The sequence below is a fragment of the Streptomyces sp. WG7 genome, from assembly GCF_049975785.1.
Classification (GTDB): Bacteria; Actinomycetota; Actinomycetes; order Streptomycetales; family Streptomycetaceae; genus Streptomyces.
Genome location: NZ_JBNGGE010000082.1, coordinates 1 through 16,828 on the forward strand (window position 1 = coordinate 1; position 16,828 = coordinate 16,828).

The 16,828-nt window shown below is 68.3% G+C and carries 14 protein-coding genes and 1 pseudogene; 6 read left to right on the forward strand and 9 right to left on the reverse strand.

All coding sequences use genetic code 11. The features are described from left to right. Positions 1-146 precede the first annotated feature (146 nt). The 3 genes from ACP4J0_RS37380 (at position 147) to ACP4J0_RS37390 (ending at position 2,439) form a co-directional block, all read left to right on the forward strand. Positions 147-988 (forward strand): IS5 family transposase gene (locus ACP4J0_RS37380; RefSeq protein ID WP_426603718.1). Its coding sequence is split into 2 segments (ribosomal slippage): positions 147-486 and positions 486-988, totalling 843 coding nucleotides; the frame shifts between segments, so codons are not numbered across the junction. Positions 989-1,016: 28 nt separating this feature from the next. Then, positions 1,017-1,733: a hypothetical protein gene (locus ACP4J0_RS37385; protein ID WP_426603720.1), complete on the forward strand. Its 717-nt coding sequence runs from the start codon at positions 1,017-1,019 to the stop codon at positions 1,731-1,733. 16 nt (positions 1,734-1,749) lie between these two features. Then, positions 1,750-2,439: a hypothetical protein gene (locus tag ACP4J0_RS37390; RefSeq protein ID WP_426603722.1), complete on the forward strand. Its 690-nt coding sequence runs from the start codon at positions 1,750-1,752 to the stop codon at positions 2,437-2,439. A gap of 331 nt (positions 2,440-2,770) precedes the next feature. Here ACP4J0_RS37390 and ACP4J0_RS37395 read toward each other — a convergent pair whose 3' ends face one another. The 4 genes from ACP4J0_RS37395 to ACP4J0_RS37410 form a co-directional block, all read right to left on the reverse strand. Further along, positions 2,771-2,902, reverse strand: coding sequence for a hypothetical protein (locus ACP4J0_RS37395; RefSeq protein ID WP_426603724.1), 132 nt, complete (start codon positions 2,900-2,902; stop codon positions 2,771-2,773). Positions 2,903-3,270: 368 nt separating this feature from the next. Next, complete coding sequence (locus ACP4J0_RS37400) at positions 3,271-4,929, reverse strand: SulP family inorganic anion transporter (RefSeq protein ID WP_426603726.1); 1,659 nt, start codon at positions 4,927-4,929, stop codon at positions 3,271-3,273. Between the two features lie 20 nt (positions 4,930-4,949). Continuing rightward, positions 4,950-5,621: a GAP family protein gene (locus tag ACP4J0_RS37405; protein WP_426603728.1), complete on the reverse strand. Its 672-nt coding sequence runs from the start codon at positions 5,619-5,621 to the stop codon at positions 4,950-4,952. Positions 5,622-5,649: 28 nt separating this feature from the next. After that, positions 5,650-7,449, reverse strand: coding sequence for an alkyl/aryl-sulfatase (locus ACP4J0_RS37410; protein WP_426603744.1), 1,800 nt, complete (start codon positions 7,447-7,449; stop codon positions 5,650-5,652). Positions 7,450-7,983: 534 nt separating this feature from the next. Between ACP4J0_RS37410 and ACP4J0_RS37415 the strand changes: the two genes are divergently transcribed. Further along, positions 7,984-8,652, forward strand: a complete 669-nt coding sequence (locus tag ACP4J0_RS37415) for a DUF402 domain-containing protein (RefSeq protein ID WP_426603730.1) — start codon at positions 7,984-7,986, stop codon at positions 8,650-8,652. 220 nt (positions 8,653-8,872) lie between these two features. Then, positions 8,873-8,956, forward strand: a pseudogene (locus ACP4J0_RS37420) (integrase); the annotation flags it as partial. Between the two features lie 45 nt (positions 8,957-9,001). Here ACP4J0_RS37420 and ACP4J0_RS37425 read toward each other — a convergent pair. The 5 genes from ACP4J0_RS37425 to ACP4J0_RS37445 form a co-directional block, all read right to left on the reverse strand. Beyond that, positions 9,002-9,412, reverse strand: coding sequence for a DUF6924 domain-containing protein (locus ACP4J0_RS37425; protein WP_426603732.1), 411 nt, complete (start codon positions 9,410-9,412; stop codon positions 9,002-9,004). 203 nt (positions 9,413-9,615) lie between these two features. Next, complete coding sequence (locus ACP4J0_RS37430) at positions 9,616-9,963, reverse strand: hypothetical protein (RefSeq protein WP_426603734.1); 348 nt, start codon at positions 9,961-9,963, stop codon at positions 9,616-9,618. A gap of 939 nt (positions 9,964-10,902) precedes the next feature. Further along, positions 10,903-11,160 carry a hypothetical protein gene (locus tag ACP4J0_RS37435; RefSeq protein ID WP_426603736.1) on the reverse strand — a complete coding sequence of 86 codons (258 nt, stop codon included), beginning with the start codon at positions 11,158-11,160 and terminating at the stop codon, positions 10,903-10,905. Positions 11,161-11,234: 74 nt separating this feature from the next. Continuing rightward, positions 11,235-12,104: a helix-turn-helix domain-containing protein gene (locus ACP4J0_RS37440; protein WP_426603738.1), complete on the reverse strand. Its 870-nt coding sequence runs from the start codon at positions 12,102-12,104 to the stop codon at positions 11,235-11,237. Positions 12,105-12,936: 832 nt separating this feature from the next. Beyond that, on the reverse strand, positions 12,937-15,459 hold the full coding sequence (locus ACP4J0_RS37445; protein WP_426603740.1) for a Helicase associated domain protein: 2,523 nt from the start codon (positions 15,457-15,459) through the stop codon (positions 12,937-12,939). A 367-nt stretch (positions 15,460-15,826) separates the two neighbouring features. Here ACP4J0_RS37445 and ACP4J0_RS37450 point away from each other — a divergent pair, with 367 nt between their 5' ends. Continuing rightward, entirely contained in the window at positions 15,827-16,579 is a 753-nt protein-coding gene (locus ACP4J0_RS37450) for a DsbA family protein (protein ID WP_426603742.1), read from the forward strand. Positions 16,580-16,828: the final 249 nt, after the last annotated feature.

Sequence of the window (16,828 nt, forward strand, 5' to 3'; positions counted from 1 at the left end):
GGAAGGTCGATAAGCCATCCCGACAGCCTCCCACCCACACGGCCACCACACCCACCGAACTTACGAAAAGATCAGTAACTGATCGTTTCAGAATGAGTTGAGTCGCAGGTCTTGCGCTCGATGATCTCTGACGGCAGTGTCGCCGGGTGCGTACTGATCTTGTTCCTGACACTCTGTGGGAGCGGGTTGCCCCGCTGTTGCCGCCCGCTCCCGAACGGCGTCGACAGTGTCCCGGGCGGCTGCGTGTTCCCGACCGGGCGGCTCTCGCAGGCGTCATGTACGTGCTGCGGACCGGTGTTGCGTGGCGCGATGTCCCTGCGGAGACGGTGGGCTGTTCTGGAGTGACGGCCTGGCGTCGGCTGCGGGACTGGACCGAGGCTGGCGTCTGGCCACGTCTGCACGCCGCCCTGCTCACTGAACTGCGGCGCGCCAGCTCGTTGGACCTGGACGACTGCTCCGTGGACGGATCGCACGTCCGTGCTCTCAAAGGGGGGACCATGTTGGACCGTCGCCGGTCGATCGGGGCCGGCCCGGCTCCAAGCACCATGTGCTCGTCGATCGCCGCGGCACTCCGCTCGCTGTCTCGCTGACCGGTGGAAACCGGCATGATGTCACCCAGTTGCTCCCTCTGCTCGACGCTGTCCCCCGCATGCGAGGAATGCGAGGCCGGCCTCGGAGCAAACCCAAGCGGTTGTTCGCCGACCGCGGCTACGACTTCGACAAGTACCGTCGTCTACTGTGGAAGCGCGGCATCAAGCCCCTCATAGCCCGGCGCGGCGTCGCCCACGGTTCAGGGCTGGGCAAGACGCGCTGGGTGGTCGAGCGCACTTTCGCCTGGCTCCATCAGTTCAAGCGGCTGCGAACCCGCTACGAGCGTCGCGCCGACTTGCATCTAGGGCTTCTGCAACTTGCATACTGCGTCATCTGCCTGCGCCAATTGTCCAAGCGCCAGCCCAGTGACCAGGCTGTCCGGCCCTGGCGGCAGTGATGCACCGGCCGGCTGTCACACTCGCCGGATGAGCATGGAGAGTGCGCACGGTCGTGCCGTTGATCCGGAGGAACTGCTGCTACGGACAGACTGGAGTTCGGTGGAGCACTGCTGTCCGAACGTTGCTCCAGCGACGCCCGCGATCTTGCGACAGCTACTCGACGACGACGCACGCAACCAGGGCGCTGCCCTCCGTGACCTGCAACACGCCGTCACGCATCAGAACACCTTCTACAGCGCCACGGCCCCTGCAGCGTCATTCGTCGCGGCGATCCTCGGGCACCCGCGGACCCTTGCCATCGTCACTGACAAGCGACGGGGAGAAGCATCACATTCCGCTGAGGAGCCTGGATTCTTCCTTCGCGTCGGTCTTCTGGACTGGCTCGGCAGCACGGCCGAAGACGCCAACGAAGAGTCACCTGCCGGATATGCCGTCGACATCGAAGCGTTCCGCGTCCTTCGGCCCACCCTCTTTGATGCCATCCACCCCTTCCTCACGGACCGCGAGCCAGAGATCCGCAGGGCCGCCCTGGCCAGTGCACTTCCGTTGCTTACCTCACCACTACTAGCCCACCATGTCGAATCTCTACGCAAGGATGTCCGCGCTCTTGCTGCCGACGACTCCCCGTACCGGCGGCGGGCGATCGAAACGCTCGCTCGCTGGGGGGAAGACGTAACTCCCCTCCAGCAAGACATGGACATGCAGGTGCACGCCGAGGGCTGCGCGGACGACCCGCCTTTCTGAAACGACCTTTAAGGGCGTGCCCCGCAACCTCCGGTCGGCCCTGAGGGCCGACGACATCAGCAAGTACACGGTGTCCGAGGCCCTGCTCGCCTGGATTGAATTCCTGGCCGAACAGACTGGGGAACGGCTGGGCGTGCGCAAGATCGCGGACGCCTCCGGTATGTCCACGAGCCGCGTACAGGCGACCATCTCCGGTCGGCGTGTACCGACCCGTGAAGAGCTGGACATGCTCTGCATGGCCGTCGGCCTGGGGAAGCAGTCTCGGGAGGCCCTTCAGGAACTCCGCGTCCAGGAGGAGACTCAGCGCGCGCACCATACGCCGCCCGACCCTGTCTTTTTTCCGGCTGCTACCGAGCCTGCGCGGCGGATTCCGCCGCGGCAGCCGGTGCCGGCGTTCGGACAGCCCGACCCGATCCGGGTGTCCGACACCAAGGAGTTGGTGCAGGCGCTCAAGGCCGTGCACGTTTGGGGCGGTTCCCCGTCCCTGCGGGAGCTGGAGCGGCGCAGCAGGTTGGCCCTGCGGCGCAGCACGATCAGCGACATGCTGCGGGGAGAGTCCTTGCCGGACTACGACCGGTACGTCGCGTTCCTGCGGGCGTGCGGCGTCGACGGAGCCAATCTCGACACGTGGGTGTTCGTCTGGCGCCGTCTGAAGGCGCTGGAGAGCCCGGAGGCCGCTCCGTGGATGCCCGGCGCCGCGATGTAGGGGCCGCCCTCCTCGTCACGCCCGGGGAGGGTACGACGACGAGGGCTGGGCCGTTCTGACAGGACCGGTCCCACCGATGTGGAGCAGCTCCCCGCCCGGGCTCCGGGCGGGGAGCTGCTCCACGTCGGCGTTCTTGACGAGGCCGACCACGACGCACGGCCGGCTCGTCTCCGAGCGCAACGGGGCCAGCGCGCGTTTCCCCTGGTCAGAACGGATTGTCAGTGCCGTCCCGTACGGTGACGGAACCTAGGGAGGAGCAGGCTGGTGATGTTGCCGATCTTGCTGTCCAGGTGCAGCTTGGAAGGGCACCCCGAAGGGCGCCGCACCTCGGTCAGCGACGGACGTGGACAGTGATCTGGACGCTGCCGGCCGCGACTCCCAGGGCAGCGGTGGCCGCCGCGGCGACCTCGTTGCCGGTCGGAGCGAGGATGAGGACCGTGGCCAGGACCGCGAAGGTGGTCACGAAGGGAAGCCACGGGTAGAGGCGGGTAGCGCGAGACTCCGTACCAGAGGCGGTACGGTCGATGGACGACGGCACGGGTTCTGAACTCCTTTCGACGGGAAACAGCAGCCCGCCGTCACGGCGAAGGGGAGTCCCCCCTGACGCGCGAAGTGGCTTTCTCAGGGCTTCACTTCGTCGCCGCAAGGGGGCTCCCTTCGCCAACCGACCGGTCGGACGCGGACGACGTCGAACAGCACGCGTGCCCGAAGTGTGACCGTGCAGCTGCCGGATGCGACCGCGATGGACGGGGTTATGTGACCTGTGAGCTGCGTCAGGCGTGTGGTGTCTCATCAGCGGTTGCACAGCGGCGTAGTTGTGTGTCTGGGGGCTTACGGGACGTTGGTGGCAGCTGTGACAGCGTCGTCCACCGTGCGGTGGCGGGCGTGGGGTCCAAGGCGGGCGGCGAGCGGGTGACTGTCCAGGTCAGAGGCCGCGCGGGCGCGGATGTGCGCCAGGTGCAGGGCGACGGACCGGCGGTGGAGTTCGTCGCGGAGTTCGTCGAGGGTGTCGAGGACGGGTACGCCGAGGTGGTAGCTGTCGGCGAGGTCGAGGACGACGGTGTGCGGCGGGGGCTGGGCGGCGCGGACCTGGTCGCGGACGGCGAGCCGGACCCGGGAGATGTTGCCGAAGAACAGGCTGCCGTCCGGGCGGACCACGAGGACACCGGGCACGGTGTGGGCGTCGGGGTGTTCCGTGATGTCGCCGTACAGGCGGGTGCCGGGCAGGCGGCCCAGGACGGCCACGTTGCGGCGGCTGGCCGCGGCGATGAACAGCAGCAGTGACAGGGCCACGGCCAGCAGGAGCCCGGGCAGCAGGTCGAACAGCAGGACGCCGACGAGGGCGGTCAGCGCGACCCACAGGCTGGGCCGGTCCAGCCGGGCGTAGCGCTGCAGCTCGCCCACGCGCAGGAACCCGCGCACCGCGACGATCACGATGGCGCCGAGTACCGCCTCGGGCAGGTCGGTGAACAGCGGCGTGAGGAAGGCGCCGGTGAGCAGGATCAGCACGGCGGCGATCAGCGAGACCATGGGTGTGCGGCCGCCGGCGCCGGCTGCGGCGGCGGACCGTGAGGCGCTGCCGGAGACGGTGAAGCCGCGGACCAGGCCCACGGCGACGTTCGCGGCTCCGACGGCGATCATCTCGCGGTCGGCGTCGACCTCCTGCCCGTGCTCGCGGGCGAAGCGGCTGGCGATGCTGTACGCCTCCGCGAACACCACGAGGGCGACACCGAGCGCTCCCCCGGCGAGGGCGAGCCAGTCGGCGCCGGAGATGCCCGGCAGGTGCGGTACGGGGACGGCGGAGGGGATCTTCCCGACGGTCTCCACGCCATGCTCCGACAGCCCGGCGCCGGCGGAGACGGCGAGGCCGACGACCAGCACGAGCAGTGCGGCGGGCAGCTTCGGCAGGAACCGCTCCAGCACGAACAGCAAGACGAGTGCCGCCACGCCGACGGCGAGAGTGGTCATGGACCAGTCGGGGGCGTGGCGGATGACCGTCCACAGCCGTTCGAAGAAGTTGCCGTCGCCGCCGTCGGTTCCGGTGAGCTTGGACAGCTGGCGGACGATGATGGTCAGCGCCATGCCGAACAGGAAACCGACCAGGGCGGGTTCGGCGAGGAAGTTGGTGACGAAGCCGAGCCGCGCGAACCCGGCCACGACCAGCACGGTGCCAGCGATGATGGCGACCGCGGCCGACAGCCCGACCGCGTCCTGGGCGGAGCCGATACCGGAGATCGCGGAAGCCGACAGCACGGACGCGGCCGAGGTGGCGCCGACGACGAGGAAGTTCGACCGGCCCAGCAGCGCATACACCAGCAGGGCGATGGGGGCGCCGTAGAAGGCGTTCTGTGGCGGGACGCCGGCGATCTGCGCGTACGCCACGCACTCCGGCATGATCAGCGCCCATGCGGTCAGCGCGCCGAGGCCGTCGCCGCGCAGCGCGGTCCGGCGGTAGCCGCGCAGCCAGCCCATGACCGCTTTATCCTTCATGTCCTCGCCAGGGGGCGCCGTCACAGGCCGCTGACCGCGTCGCCGATGTACTTGGCGCCGAGCACGACGAGGAGGGTGGTCATGATGGCGGCGTTGTGCCGGGCCATCCATGCCTTCCATGCGCTCAGCACCTCGGTGGACCTGGCGCCGCCGACGAGGTAGACGGCGAGCGGTGCCAGCGCGCACAGCGACCCGATGAGCACCATCAGGACCACCGCGCCGGTCTTGCCACCTGCCGAGGCGCCGCTGCCCGCGATGGAGACGGCGCCGCCGACGGCCAGGACGAGGTTCTTGGGGTTGGCGACCGAGAGCAGGGCGGCCAGCCCGGCGGCCTTGCCGGGCGTGAACCGGTCGATCGCCTTCATCCAGCCCGGCTGCTCCTCCTCCTGGCCCTCGACGGGGCGCCCTTTCCACTGCTTGGCGGCCAGGAGCAGGAACAGCACACCGAGCACGAGCTTCACCCACAGTGTCCAGTCGGCAGGTCCGTCGTCGCCGGACGCGTCCGCGTTCGAGCCGAGGAGGGCGACCGCCGTCACGACGGCGGCGAGGCACCCGATCCAGCTCAGGGTGAACGCCGTGCCGTTGGCCCGGCCGCGCGGGGTGGCCAGCATCAGCACGACGGCGATCAGCGGGATCGGGCTGATGGCGATACCGACCGCCGAAGCCAGCATCTGTCCGACGGCGTCACCCATGGGCTGTCTCCTCGGTCTGGTCACAGGGTCATGGGGTCACGATGGGGAAGTTGGGGTCGGGCTCGTCCAGGACCGACAGCAGCGTCTGAAGCGCGGTCGGGTCTCCGCTGTGCTCGATGCCCTCCAGGCCGGTCCTTCCTGCCAGCAGACCCATCAGCTGAGGTCTGGTCAGCGAGAGCTTCACGTCGGCGCCCGCGTCGGAGCGCTCGGTGCGGTAGTGGACGAGGACACCGTTGCGCAGGACCACCTGGTGGCGTTCGTCGAAATCGGTGAAGTGCCAGTGCGTGGAGATCGTGTGCTCCCACGCCTTGGGGCCGTCGACCCGGATGGCGAGGGAGTCGAAGACCTGGTCAACGCTGAGCGCGGACGCCATGCTGCCGGCGGCGATCGGGGCCTGCTGCACGCCCTCGCGCAGCTCCTGCGCGGCCGTGAGGTAGTTGTTGCGCCAGGTCCCGCACTCGGCGCCGTGCCCGAGCCGCTCGAAGACCCGCGCCAGCAGCTCTTTCGCCTCGGTGCTCTCCGGGGCGGCGAAGGTGGCGTGCTTGAGGAGCTGGGCGGCGAAGCGCAGGTCGCCGTCGTCGGCGTAGGCGCGGGCCTTGGCTACTACGGCATCCAGGCCGCCCATGCAGTCGACGTACCGCTGCGCACTCGCGGTCGGCGGGTGCTCCCACAGCGAGGCGGGATGGCCGTCGTACCAGCCCATGTAGCGCTGGTAGATGGCCTTGACGTTGTGGCTGACCGAGCCGTAGTAGCCGCGTGCGTGCCAGGACTTGACGAGTGCGGGCGGCAGTTGGATGATCTCGGCGATCTCCGTGCCGGTGTGGCCCTGGTTGGTCAGTCGCAGGGTCTGGTCGTGCAGGTAGGCGTAGAGGTCGCGCTGCTCGGACAGGAACGTCTTGAGGCGGTCGGTGCCCCAGGCCGGCCAGTGGTGTGAGGCGAACAGGACATCAGACTCGTCGCCGAAGAGCTGGATCGCCTCGGTGAGGTACCGCGACCAGACCCGCGCGTCGCGGACCACGGCACCGCGCAGCGTCAGGATGTTGTGCAGGTTGTGGGTGGCGTTCTCCGCCATGCACAGGGCACGCCGCTCGGGGAGGTGGAAGTTCATCTCCGACGGCGCCTCGGTGTCCGGTGTCAGCTGGAACCGGAACAGCACCCCGTCCAGCCGCTCCTCCTGGCAGGTCCGGGTGATCTCCAGCGTCGGCGGCAGCAGGCTCGGCAGTCCGTGCGAGGCGGTGAAGCCCAGCCCCACCCCGATCAGGCCGTCCGGGCCCGGGGTCAGGTTCCCGCCGGTGTGGTAGACGCCGCGCCGCAACATGGCCGCACCGGCGTACACGTTCTCCGCGACCGCGTGCTCCATCAGTCCCTGGGGCGCGACGATCGGAACACCGGCGCCCTCGTCGACGACGCCGAGCGTGCCGCCGAAGTGGTCGATGTGCGAGTGCGTGAAGATCACCGCGGTGACCGGACGGTCGCCGCAGTGCGCGCGATACAGCGCCAGGGCCTCGCGGGCGCACTCGGCCGAGACCAGCGGGTCGACCACGACGACACCGCGCTCGCCCTCGATCAGCGTCATGTTGGACAGGTCGAAGCCGCGCACCTGATAGACCCCGTCGGTCACCTCGTACAGTCCCGCGCGGGCACACAACTGCGACTGCCGCCACAGGCTCGGGTTGGCCGTGGCGGGACAGTCGCTGTCCAGGAACTCCGTGGCCTGGAAGTCCCACACCACCCGCCCGTCCTCGGCGGTGACGGTCGAAGCGGCCGGCGGTGCGACCAGTCCCCGGTCGGCGTCCTCAAAGTCGGTCCGGTCCGCGAAGTCGGGCATTGTGGGAGGGGTGGGCTGGGCGGAATCGCTCACGTAGGCCTCCAGCACGCGTGGACGGTGCGGCGGGCTGTGCCGTCACCTTCGTACGCTCCATCCTCGCCACGATGGCATGGTCCGGCTTGCCGGGTTACGCCGTTCGACCCGTGTGAGCGAGGGCCCATCGACCAGATCAGGCCGACGTTGCACCTGTGTGTCCAGCAGTATGAATGCCGAGGTGGTCAGGCCCCATCCGAACCGCGGTCACCACCGCAGTTGTGAGACTGCCCTGACAGCCCGCGTAAATGGCGAGCTGTGGGACGCTGCGGGTCGCCTCGCCTTCGAGGGGTTGCAGAACCGGCTTGCCCGACGCGGGTCCGGTTCGGACCGGGCAGCTGAGGAGTGGCCGGCCCACTTCGTGGCGTTCGATCTGCTCAGGCTCTCCGGGACCGTGACGACGCAAGTCACCCTCGGATGGCGGCTTGCCCACCCGGCCGGGATGGGCTGAGGTGGGCATGCCGGGCGGGTCCGATGGCCTCGGGGCGGAGAGGGGATGCGGTGCGCGGGTTCGAGACGGGCCAGAGGGTCGTACGGCGCGATGTCCACCGGTCGGGTCGGGTGTGGAGCGAGCAGGCGCTGCGCGTCGTCGACGACACCGGCGAGGCGTTGGTGACCGCGTGCGCACCCGGCGCTGAGGCTCGGTGGCCGGCCCTGTACGCGCGGGCCCGCGCGCAGGGAGACCGGTCGGTGCGCACGGAGGCGTTCGACGCGATGGCGACGGGGGAGTGGGAGCTCGCGGGCGCGGTGTGGCAGGAGACCGACCTGCTGCTGTGGAAGCCGCCCACGTCCTGGTTCAGCGTCAACGCCTTCTTCGTCCCCGACGGGGACGGGCACCGGCTGCGGAACTGGTACGTCAACTTCGAGCACCCCACCCGCCGCACCGAGGCCGGCTTCGACACCCTGGACCTGACCGTGGACCTGGTCGTCGCGCCCGACCTCACCCGCTGGGAATGGAAGGACGAAGACGAGTACGCCCACGTGCGGCGCCTCGGCATCGTCTCCGACACCGAGCACCGGGCCGTCGACGCCGCCCGCGGCGAGGTCCTGGCGATGCTCACCGAACGCTCCGGCATCTTCGCGCAGGCGGACCAGTGGGCGGCCTGGCGCTGGGATCCGGCCTGGCCCACGCCGCGCCTGCCCCGGCCGGGTCCCGCGACGCGACGCTAACGGGGTCGGTGCTCTACGTTCCCGCCCGCTCGGTCCCGCGACCGTGTCTCCAACCGGGAGACCCGCGCGGCCAGGCGGAAAGGACTTCCCACCATGACCTTCATCGAGCCCGGGCGTGCGCGCAAGGTGCGCTGGCCGTTTCCGTGGCCACGGGGCATGCGACGACCGCGTCGATCGCGGCGTGCGGCTTCATTTCGGGGACGGCGGCCTCGTTCATCGTTCCCGCCACCCCGACGCCGTTGCAGCCCAGCACAGAGAACGCGCCCGCGTCCGCAGCGAAAAGGGCATCCGCTGGGGCGGGCGCCCCCCCTCACCCCCGCAGCCTGAACACCGCCTGGCGGCCAGTGACTCAGAAGCCTCGGAAAACACCGCCGTCGTCGACGGCGCCGGCGAACTCCTCGAAGTCCATGTTCGCCTCCGAGAGGTTGTTCTCGATGCTCCACAGCTCGGCTGCCACAACGCGGACACACCGCCCACGCTCACGCCGCAGGTCCACTACGAGAAGCGGCAGGTCAGTCGAGGCGACAGCTACAGGGTCTGCAAGGACAAGCAGTGGATGCTGGTACTCCGCAGGGATGAGGTCGAGGGCCGACTCGGGCGTCAAGCCCTCGTATCTCCGGTCATCGACAAGTGCGACGTTGGCCAAGAAGCCGTCCCTGCTGGGCGAGCACAGCGCCGCCCGTAGAGCGTCCCAAGCGCCGTCTGTCGAGAAATCGGTGCGCACAACGAGGGCTTCCAATGTGCACGGGAGCTGATGCATGCGGGGACAGTACCGCCAACCCGGTGAACCAATCCGGTCACAGCACTAGGGTCCATCGCGGCTCTTTGGAGGGTTAATTACTGAGAGTGCGCACTCACCAACTCACTCGGAGCGGCGCAGGCTCACGTCGGCGGCGTAGGCGGCCCAGTCCCCGCCCGATGCCTGTTGCCACTGGACGGCGACTTTGATGTGGACTCCGAGCATCACTGCCCCCACCCGGCCCCACTCCACTCCACCGCACCGCATCCACCCGGTGCGCACCACTCCCGTGCGCCGGACCGCACCGAGTGGAGCGCACCGGATGGACCCGGGCGCACCACCGCACCGGATCGGTGCGCTCCTGGCGCCACGACAACGCGGTGGGACGGTACGTCCGCCAGGTCCACTCCGTCGTAGCCGCGCAGTTCGCGCTGGGCCCAGTCGCGCAGCGCCGCGGAGCCGGTATGGCCTCCGAGCACTACGCACCTGCGCAGGGCTCCGGCCAGCGGCTTGGTGTCGTCGAGCACATCCTGCTTGATCTGGGCAAGCAGGGTGCGCTCACGTCGATTCATGTACTCCATTGTGCGAGCCCCCACTGACAGCACGACCTCACTCTGTGAGGGCACCGCTTATCGCCGGCTCGGGCCGTCAAGTAGGCGGATGGCTGCGTGTGGAGCCGAAGCGTCGACAGATTCGTATCTGCGGGGCGGGCCCTGGGTTCTATAACGGGTGCACTGAAGTGCCTGGTGAAGAGGTGGCGAGGCCGGACCGCCTGACCAGGGGTCTTTGCCAATCAGGCTTTGGCGATGACAGGTCCCACAGGACATCCGAGCGTCCCGTGTCGGCGCCCCGTTGTCGACGGAACTGAAACCCATTAAGTCCGATGAATGCGTGGTCCGAGGGCCTGAGACCCTCCAGCTAGACCGCAGGTCGTTGCGTGTGGGATAGGGCGTTGGCGCGGCTGTGACCTGCGGCGACTGTCAATTGCCCTCACCAGTCCGGAAGAGCTGCGGCGTCGACTGCCCTCGCGGCTCTATGCGCGTGTGACGGCAGGACGTCCTTGGGCGCCGGCCAAGAGGCTTCGTACGTTGCCACGGCGAGCAGGAACCAGCTCGGCCTAGCCAGCAAGCATCCGGCCGAGAGGGCTCCTGGTCGCGAAGCACGCCTACCCATGCCAGGAAGGAGGCTCCATGTCGGAGTCTATGCACCAACCAACCACCCCGGGCCAGCCGTCGCGCTGGCGGCGTTGGGCCGGAGCGATCGCAGTCCATGCGGTTAAGGGCGCCGCGTATGCGAGTGGGGGCGCGATTGCTACTGCCCTGATCTGGTGGGTTCAGTCTCTCTAGTAGCAGACTGAACTCGTGCCAGTGCAGCCCCGTCGCCCGACGGCGACGGGGCTGCAGAGTGCTTGCGAGAGGGCAGCCGCAGTCGTTGCGGTTGACCTTCAGGGAGCGGAGCAGACTTCCCGACTGCCCGGCGCCCTTACACGCCAGGCGGTACGAAGGACGTGTTCAGCGCTTCATCAGCGCGAGGATGATGCCCACCACGGTGAGGGGCACGGTGATCGCCGCAGCTGCGGCAGTCATGGGTCCGGTCAAGGATGGATGCTGCCATACCAGGTACAGGGCGAAGCCGCCCATGAGCAGCAGCAGGAGGACTGACGTGCAGATGGTCAGGATGATGATCTGGGAACTGGGGTGGGAGCGAGGGCTCTCCCGGTCGCCCGGACCTGAGGCAGGGCCGTCAGGGGGTTCGGCGGGGCCGGTCACGTCGTTCTCCTGTATATGTCGTGGAGGGCCACTGGTTGGCCGGTACTGGGGCCGTGTCCTCGGAGGCATGGCGTCTACTCAGTCGGGACTGGCGAGTCCGGCCCTGGCACTGTCTGCTGCACCGCTTGCCACAGTCGCCTGATGCGCGTTACGTCCCCTTGGAAGGCTTTGGTGAGGGCCGCTGTCGCCTTCCAGCTGAGCGTGATCACTTCTGGTGAGGCCTGGTTTGCCAGCACTGTCGCGATAGTGCGCAACTCGTTCGCGGAGACGCTCCCCAGCTTGTCGGTGATCGACGTGAGCGGTGGCCGTGCCCGGGCCAGGTGCATGCCGCGGAGGGCGCCGGCGAATCGTGCGAGCGCTCGCTCGTGTGGTTGGGCCAGTGAGTCCGGAGGAACGCCGTTGGCCGCGCTCCACAGTTCGAACAGGTTGCCTGGGTCCGTGTCACAGGCGCGAGCGAAGCCCTGGACTGTGGGCCATGAGGGGCACCGTTCTCCCGACATGATGCGGTAGGCATAAGAAGGGGAGATGCCAGCCTGCAGCGCGGTGGTTCGGACGCTTGTTCCTGAGTGGCGGTGCATGTGCGAGAGCGCCCGAGCCAATGCGTCACGGCTACGGTCCAGAACGCTCGGTTCGGTGGCTTCCGGGAGGATGGGAGACTCGCCGAATGCGACGCTTCCAGGGGCGGCCGAAGGCACTGGTGCGGGACGCCGCTGCTTCCGGTTCTGCACGACGCGGGCAACCTGCGCCTTCGAGTAGCGGCTCTTCAGAGAACTCGGACTCACCGAAGTCAGAGCCGAGATGTCAGGCCAGTCGGCCCCGCGGTCGAGCGCGATGCGTACCGCCACGGCGATGAAGTCCTCGAGGTCTCGCTGCAGGGCTGCGTAGTGGCGGATGGCTTCCAAGGGAAGAGCCGGCACGGGGAGGGAGGACACCTGCGCCAGCATGCGCGCCCTGCTGGCTACTGACTGGCTGATGAGCTCGACTTCCCGTTGGTAGGTCACCGACGAGGATGAGGCGTTTCTTGTGCGGAACGCTGCGGACCGGCACCGGGAGGAGCAGTACTGCGGAGCCCTCCCGCTCTTCTTATAGCGTTCGAACTTCTGGCCGCACGAGAGGCAGGTAATCGATCTACTTGTCTTTGGCATAACGAGTTGTCATATCCGGAGAATCTGGCGCGAGAACGAAGCCATGTGGCGTGGGTCACGCCTCACGTGATTCGTTTTCGCGGTGGACGCTTATCTGCACCTGCGGCGAAACGAAATGCCACGCAATCGCCCCGGCGCGTAGGCCTACGAGTCAGGAAGCAACCTGAGACCTGGGAGTCGCTTACCGAGGCGAAGCAGCAGGTGGCGGGGCTGAATTTGCCAAAGACACATGGCAGTCGGCGAGGCCATGCAACGCGGCACCGGGCTGCCGAACACTGGACACGCCATGTTGCCAGGAGAGTCGACACACTGAGCGGTCTGCTACTTGCCAATTCAGCGTGCTACGGTCGAACCCACTGAGCAGAGCACTGGTGGCACTGCCAGGTGGAGGCGAATGAGAGGGCACGATGACCCCTTTCGTTACGCAACTGCCAGAGGACGGAAGGGCCGCGAGAAACGGCCGCTAACCCACCCTCGGGGCCCTTCCGGTAGGCAGACCCTAACGCAGAGCGTGCACGTAGAGCGACGAATCGTGACTTCACGTCCGGACACGTAAGATGCCTCCCCCTACAGGGAGTTGAGCCTCGCGCCAAGCCAGCGTCCTTTGCGAGAAGCTCTGCCGCGTGAACAGCTACGACCAGCGCATGCCGATGGCGGACAGCAGCTCCACCCGCTCTGGGGACAGCGTCGCGGCTCGGCTGCGCTGGTTCCCGATCCAGGCGCCCAGCTTGTGGTCCCGTTCCTCCTGGTCCTCGCTGACGATCCGTTCGACGTGCTTCCTGGGGACCTGGAGGTGCCCTTCGCGCTCGTAGAACTGCTTGGCGGCCTGGTAGTTCGTGGCCCATTTGTCGGCCTGCGTACGGCGCGGCGGCTTCTCGTCCTCACTGGCGGGCTCGATCCCGAGGACCTGCTCGCACATCCACTGCTGCACGGTCGTGAGCTGGTCCCAGCCGAGCCGGACCGACTGCACCCATCGCCCGAGGTCCTCGCCCTGGCGCAGAACCTCACCCGTCTTGGTGGGCAGCGCCTCACCGGTGTCCAGGTGCATCCGAACCAGGTGGAAGCACCGCTGCCACGTCACAGGCCACGACGGGCACCAGGCAGGGTCGATGTCCTCCAGTTGCTCGCGCCGCTCGTCCGACAGGGCTCCGGCTGACGACTCCATCGGCAGCCCCTCGGCACGTCGCTGCTCGTTCTCCTGCGCCTTGCGGGCGGCGGCCCGCGCGTTCTTCAGGAAGATGCCCACCTTCGCGCCCTGGAAGGTGGCGTCCAGCGGGGCCAGGAGGTGCCCGTGTTCGGCGGCCCACCCGCGTGCGGCGGACAGGCCTTCCTCCCACGCGACGTCGAAGTGGCTCCAGATCATGCCGAGCTTCTCCAGCTGTGCGACGCGGTCCTCGTCCATGTCGCCGCGGGCGTAGAACCTCCGGGCGTCGGCGGTCCACTGCCCCAGCGGGAACCCGGCGAGCGAGGCCGGCCACCCGGCCTCTCCGGCCTCCTGGCCGTCGACGGCAGCGGGCACGCGGAACGTGAACGGGACGCGGAGGTCGCCGTGCTCGCGGGCGTAGATGACGGCGGCCTCCATGCCGCGCCGCCAGTGCTCGTGCTCCGGGTTGAGGACCCGCAGGTTGATGAACGCGGCGAGGGCGGCCGGGTCGCGGGGCGTGGAGAACTTCAGCAGGGCCTTGGCGGGGCCGCTGACGCCTCCGGAACCCTCGCCGCTCCCGCCCGTGCTCTTCCCGCTCTCGTCCTTGCTGACGGGCTTGTAGCGGCTCGGGGCCTGCTGCTCCGCGAGGCTCTCCACGATCCTGGCGTCGTGCGCCCGCAGCGCCTCCAGCAGCTTGGCCAGCCCGCCGAACGCCCGGCTCGTGAGCATGTTGTCGGCCGTCTCGCCCGGCCCGAGCAGCACGGGCACCACGAGCGAGGCGACCTTGCCCTCGCCGGGCTGCATCCGCAGCGCCCGGCCCACGGCCTGGACGAGGTCGGGCATCGACCCGCGTACGTCAGCCCAGTACACGGAGTCGCAGTTCTTGGTGTCGACGCCCTCGCCCAGGACCTTCACCGAGCACAGGAAGCACTTCTCCACGACGGTGCCGTCCGTGGCGATTCCGGCCGCGAACTCCCCGAGCAGCCGGCGCCGGTGGAGCGGCTTGTGGTCGCCGCACAGCCAGTTGGCCCAGATCGTCTTGGGGTACAGCTCCGGGTCGCTGGCGTGCAGTTGTGCGGCGGCGTCGGGAAGGCCGGCCGCGAACGCTTCAGCCTCGCGGACCTGGTGGTGGAAGACCAGCGTGCGGCGGAAGCCCTCTTCGGCCGACGCCTTCACCAGGGCGGTCTGCAGCGCGGCGAGCCGGGCCCCGCGGACCTCTGCCGAGCGGCTTTCGGTGCCCAGGAGCTGCGCGGCCTGGAGCGCGGTGTCGGTGACGTCCACGCAGACGACCTGGTAGGGGGCACAGATTCCTCGGTCGATGGCGTCCGAGAGGGTCAGGGTGAAGCAGCGGCTGCCGAAGGGGCCCTCGGGGTCGTCTTCCATGCTCGCGACCAGCTCGCCGGGTGCGCCGGCCGCGTCCTCGTCCCCGAGCTGCCAGAGCCGGGGCGTGGCCGTCATGTACAGACGGCGCAAGGACGGGATCTTCTGGTTGTCGTGGACGACCGCCCACGGCTTCCCGATCCGGCCCGAAACACGGTGGGCTTCGTCCACCACGATCAGGTCCCAAGCCGCGAGGCCCCCGGCGTGCGCCCGCTCCAGCGTGCCCAGCCCGAGGCTGGCGTACGTGGCGTACACGGTCACCTTCTCCGGGCCCCGCGTCCACTCCACCAGCTCGTCCACGTCCGTGGTGTTGGGGAAGGACACCTCCTCACCCCGCAGCGAGGACACCCCGATCACCGGCCCCCGGCGGCCCCCCTCGCGCCACGCGGCCTCGGTCTGGGCGAGCAGGTCCAGCGAGGGCACGAGCACCAGCACACGGCCCGCGTGGAGCTCCTGCGCGCTGCGGACCGCCACCCGAGTCTTCCCGGACCCGGTCGCCATGATCACCTGCGTTCGAAGTCCTCGTTCGGGCACAAGCGATCTTGCAGGCAATTCGAGGGCGCGCACGACCGCGTCAATGGCTTCTCGCTGCGCGGCCTCACGCTGGTCCACGCGGTCTGCGCACGACATACTCGCCAGCCTTCTCCTAGGGTGCCGCCCGGTTGCTTCGTGCGGAGGGAACGGCAAATCTGCACGTAGTTGAGTCACAAGAGCTCCACGGTGGACTGAGGCATGTGGGCACTGCTCTGTCTCCTAGGTAAGACCGCGTAGGAACTCGACATCCCTAGGAATGTCCAAGGCGGTGCAACCCGAGTCCAGAGTTTATCCATAACCAAAAACGAAGCACGCCTGCCAAATGTATCCGACGTGTGGCCGGGCACCGACCGAGCGAAGCCAGGGCCCACCACGTGATCGAATACCTGTGCGTTTCCTGACAGGATCATCTACGGTCTTGCCAGTTCAGGGAGGGGATTTGATGGCGAGAAACTGCAGACGCGTGACCGCCGTTGCAGCGATGGGTGTGCTGGGACTGATGCTGACCGGGTGCGGTCAGCAGGCACCGGTGAGCGCCCAGGCTGCCGAACAGCAGGAGAACAAGATCCGGCCGTACGCGGCCGTGGAGCAGCTACCAGAGCAGCTGGCCGCCGACGGCACGACGATCGTGGTGGGGGACTCCGCTGCACCGACCAAGGTTCGGGTGTATGAGGACCCGCGGTGCCCGGTGGTTGAAGAGTTCGAGAGCCTTGGCGGCGCCCCAGCACTCCAGGAGATGACGGTCGACCGTGAGACGAGGACGGAGTACACCTTCGCTTCGTTCCGTGACGACCGTCTGGGAGGAGACGGCTCGAAGCGCGCCGTCAATGCATTGCGGGCCGCGTTGGAGGCCGGCAAGTTCGTGGAGTACCACGAGGTGCTGTTCCAGAACCAGATCGAGGTCGAGAGCTCAGGCGGCTTCACCACCAGCACTCTGCTGGAGCTTGCTGACGAGGTGAGCGGCCTGCGCAGTGACAGCTTCGACCAGGCCGTCAAGACGATGAAGTACGAGAACTTCGTCAAGGCTTCCCAGGAGGCGTATGACAACGCCAACGGTGACGAACCCCTGGGCCCGGGAACGCCAACAGTCGTCATCAACGACAAGCAAGTACCTCAGGAGATTTTCGGATTGCTCTTCGAGGAAGATCTTTTCGAGAAGCTCTTGAGATCAGTCCACCAGGCACCTGCCTGGTGGAAGGCTTACCAGCCGACCTGAACCAAGGTCAGGTCTAACCGACCCATGCGCCCTGGTGGCTGGAGCGCAGCGGAGGCCACCTCGCGGGGCCGCAGGGTCCCGCAGCTCCGGGAGCGCAGCGAACGGAGCGTCACCCGCCTTGCGTAGCAAGGCGGGTGTGCTTCCCGCGCAGCGGGAAGCAGCGCTCACGCGGAGCGAGAGCGCAACCCCCGCGCGTAGCGCGGGGGTTCGCTTGCCCATCGCGCAGCGATGGGGTACCCGCTCCGCGGG

Excerpts from the sequence above, each read along its gene's own strand:
- ACP4J0_RS37410 (WP_426603744.1), bottom strand. The coding sequence starts at position 7,449 with ATGCCCGACTTCGCGGACCGGACCGACTTTGAGGACGCCGACCGGGGA.
- ACP4J0_RS37405 (WP_426603728.1), bottom strand. The coding sequence starts at position 5,621 with ATGGGTGACGCCGTCGGACAGATGCTGGCTTCGGCGGTCGGTATCGCC.
- ACP4J0_RS37425 (WP_426603732.1), bottom strand. The coding sequence starts at position 9,412 with ATGCATCAGCTCCCGTGCACATTGGAAGCCCTCGTTGTGCGCACCGAT.
- ACP4J0_RS37440 (WP_426603738.1), bottom strand. The coding sequence starts at position 12,104 with ATGCTGGCGCAGGTGTCCTCCCTCCCCGTGCCGGCTCTTCCCTTGGAA.
- ACP4J0_RS37445 (WP_426603740.1), bottom strand. The coding sequence starts at position 15,459 with ATGTCGTGCGCAGACCGCGTGGACCAGCGTGAGGCCGCGCAGCGAGAA.
- ACP4J0_RS37400 (WP_426603726.1), bottom strand. The coding sequence starts at position 4,929 with ATGAAGGATAAAGCGGTCATGGGCTGGCTGCGCGGCTACCGCCGGACC.
- ACP4J0_RS37385 (WP_426603720.1), top strand. The coding sequence starts at position 1,017 with ATGAGCATGGAGAGTGCGCACGGTCGTGCCGTTGATCCGGAGGAACTG.
- ACP4J0_RS37430 (WP_426603734.1), bottom strand. The coding sequence starts at position 9,963 with ATGAATCGACGTGAGCGCACCCTGCTTGCCCAGATCAAGCAGGATGTG.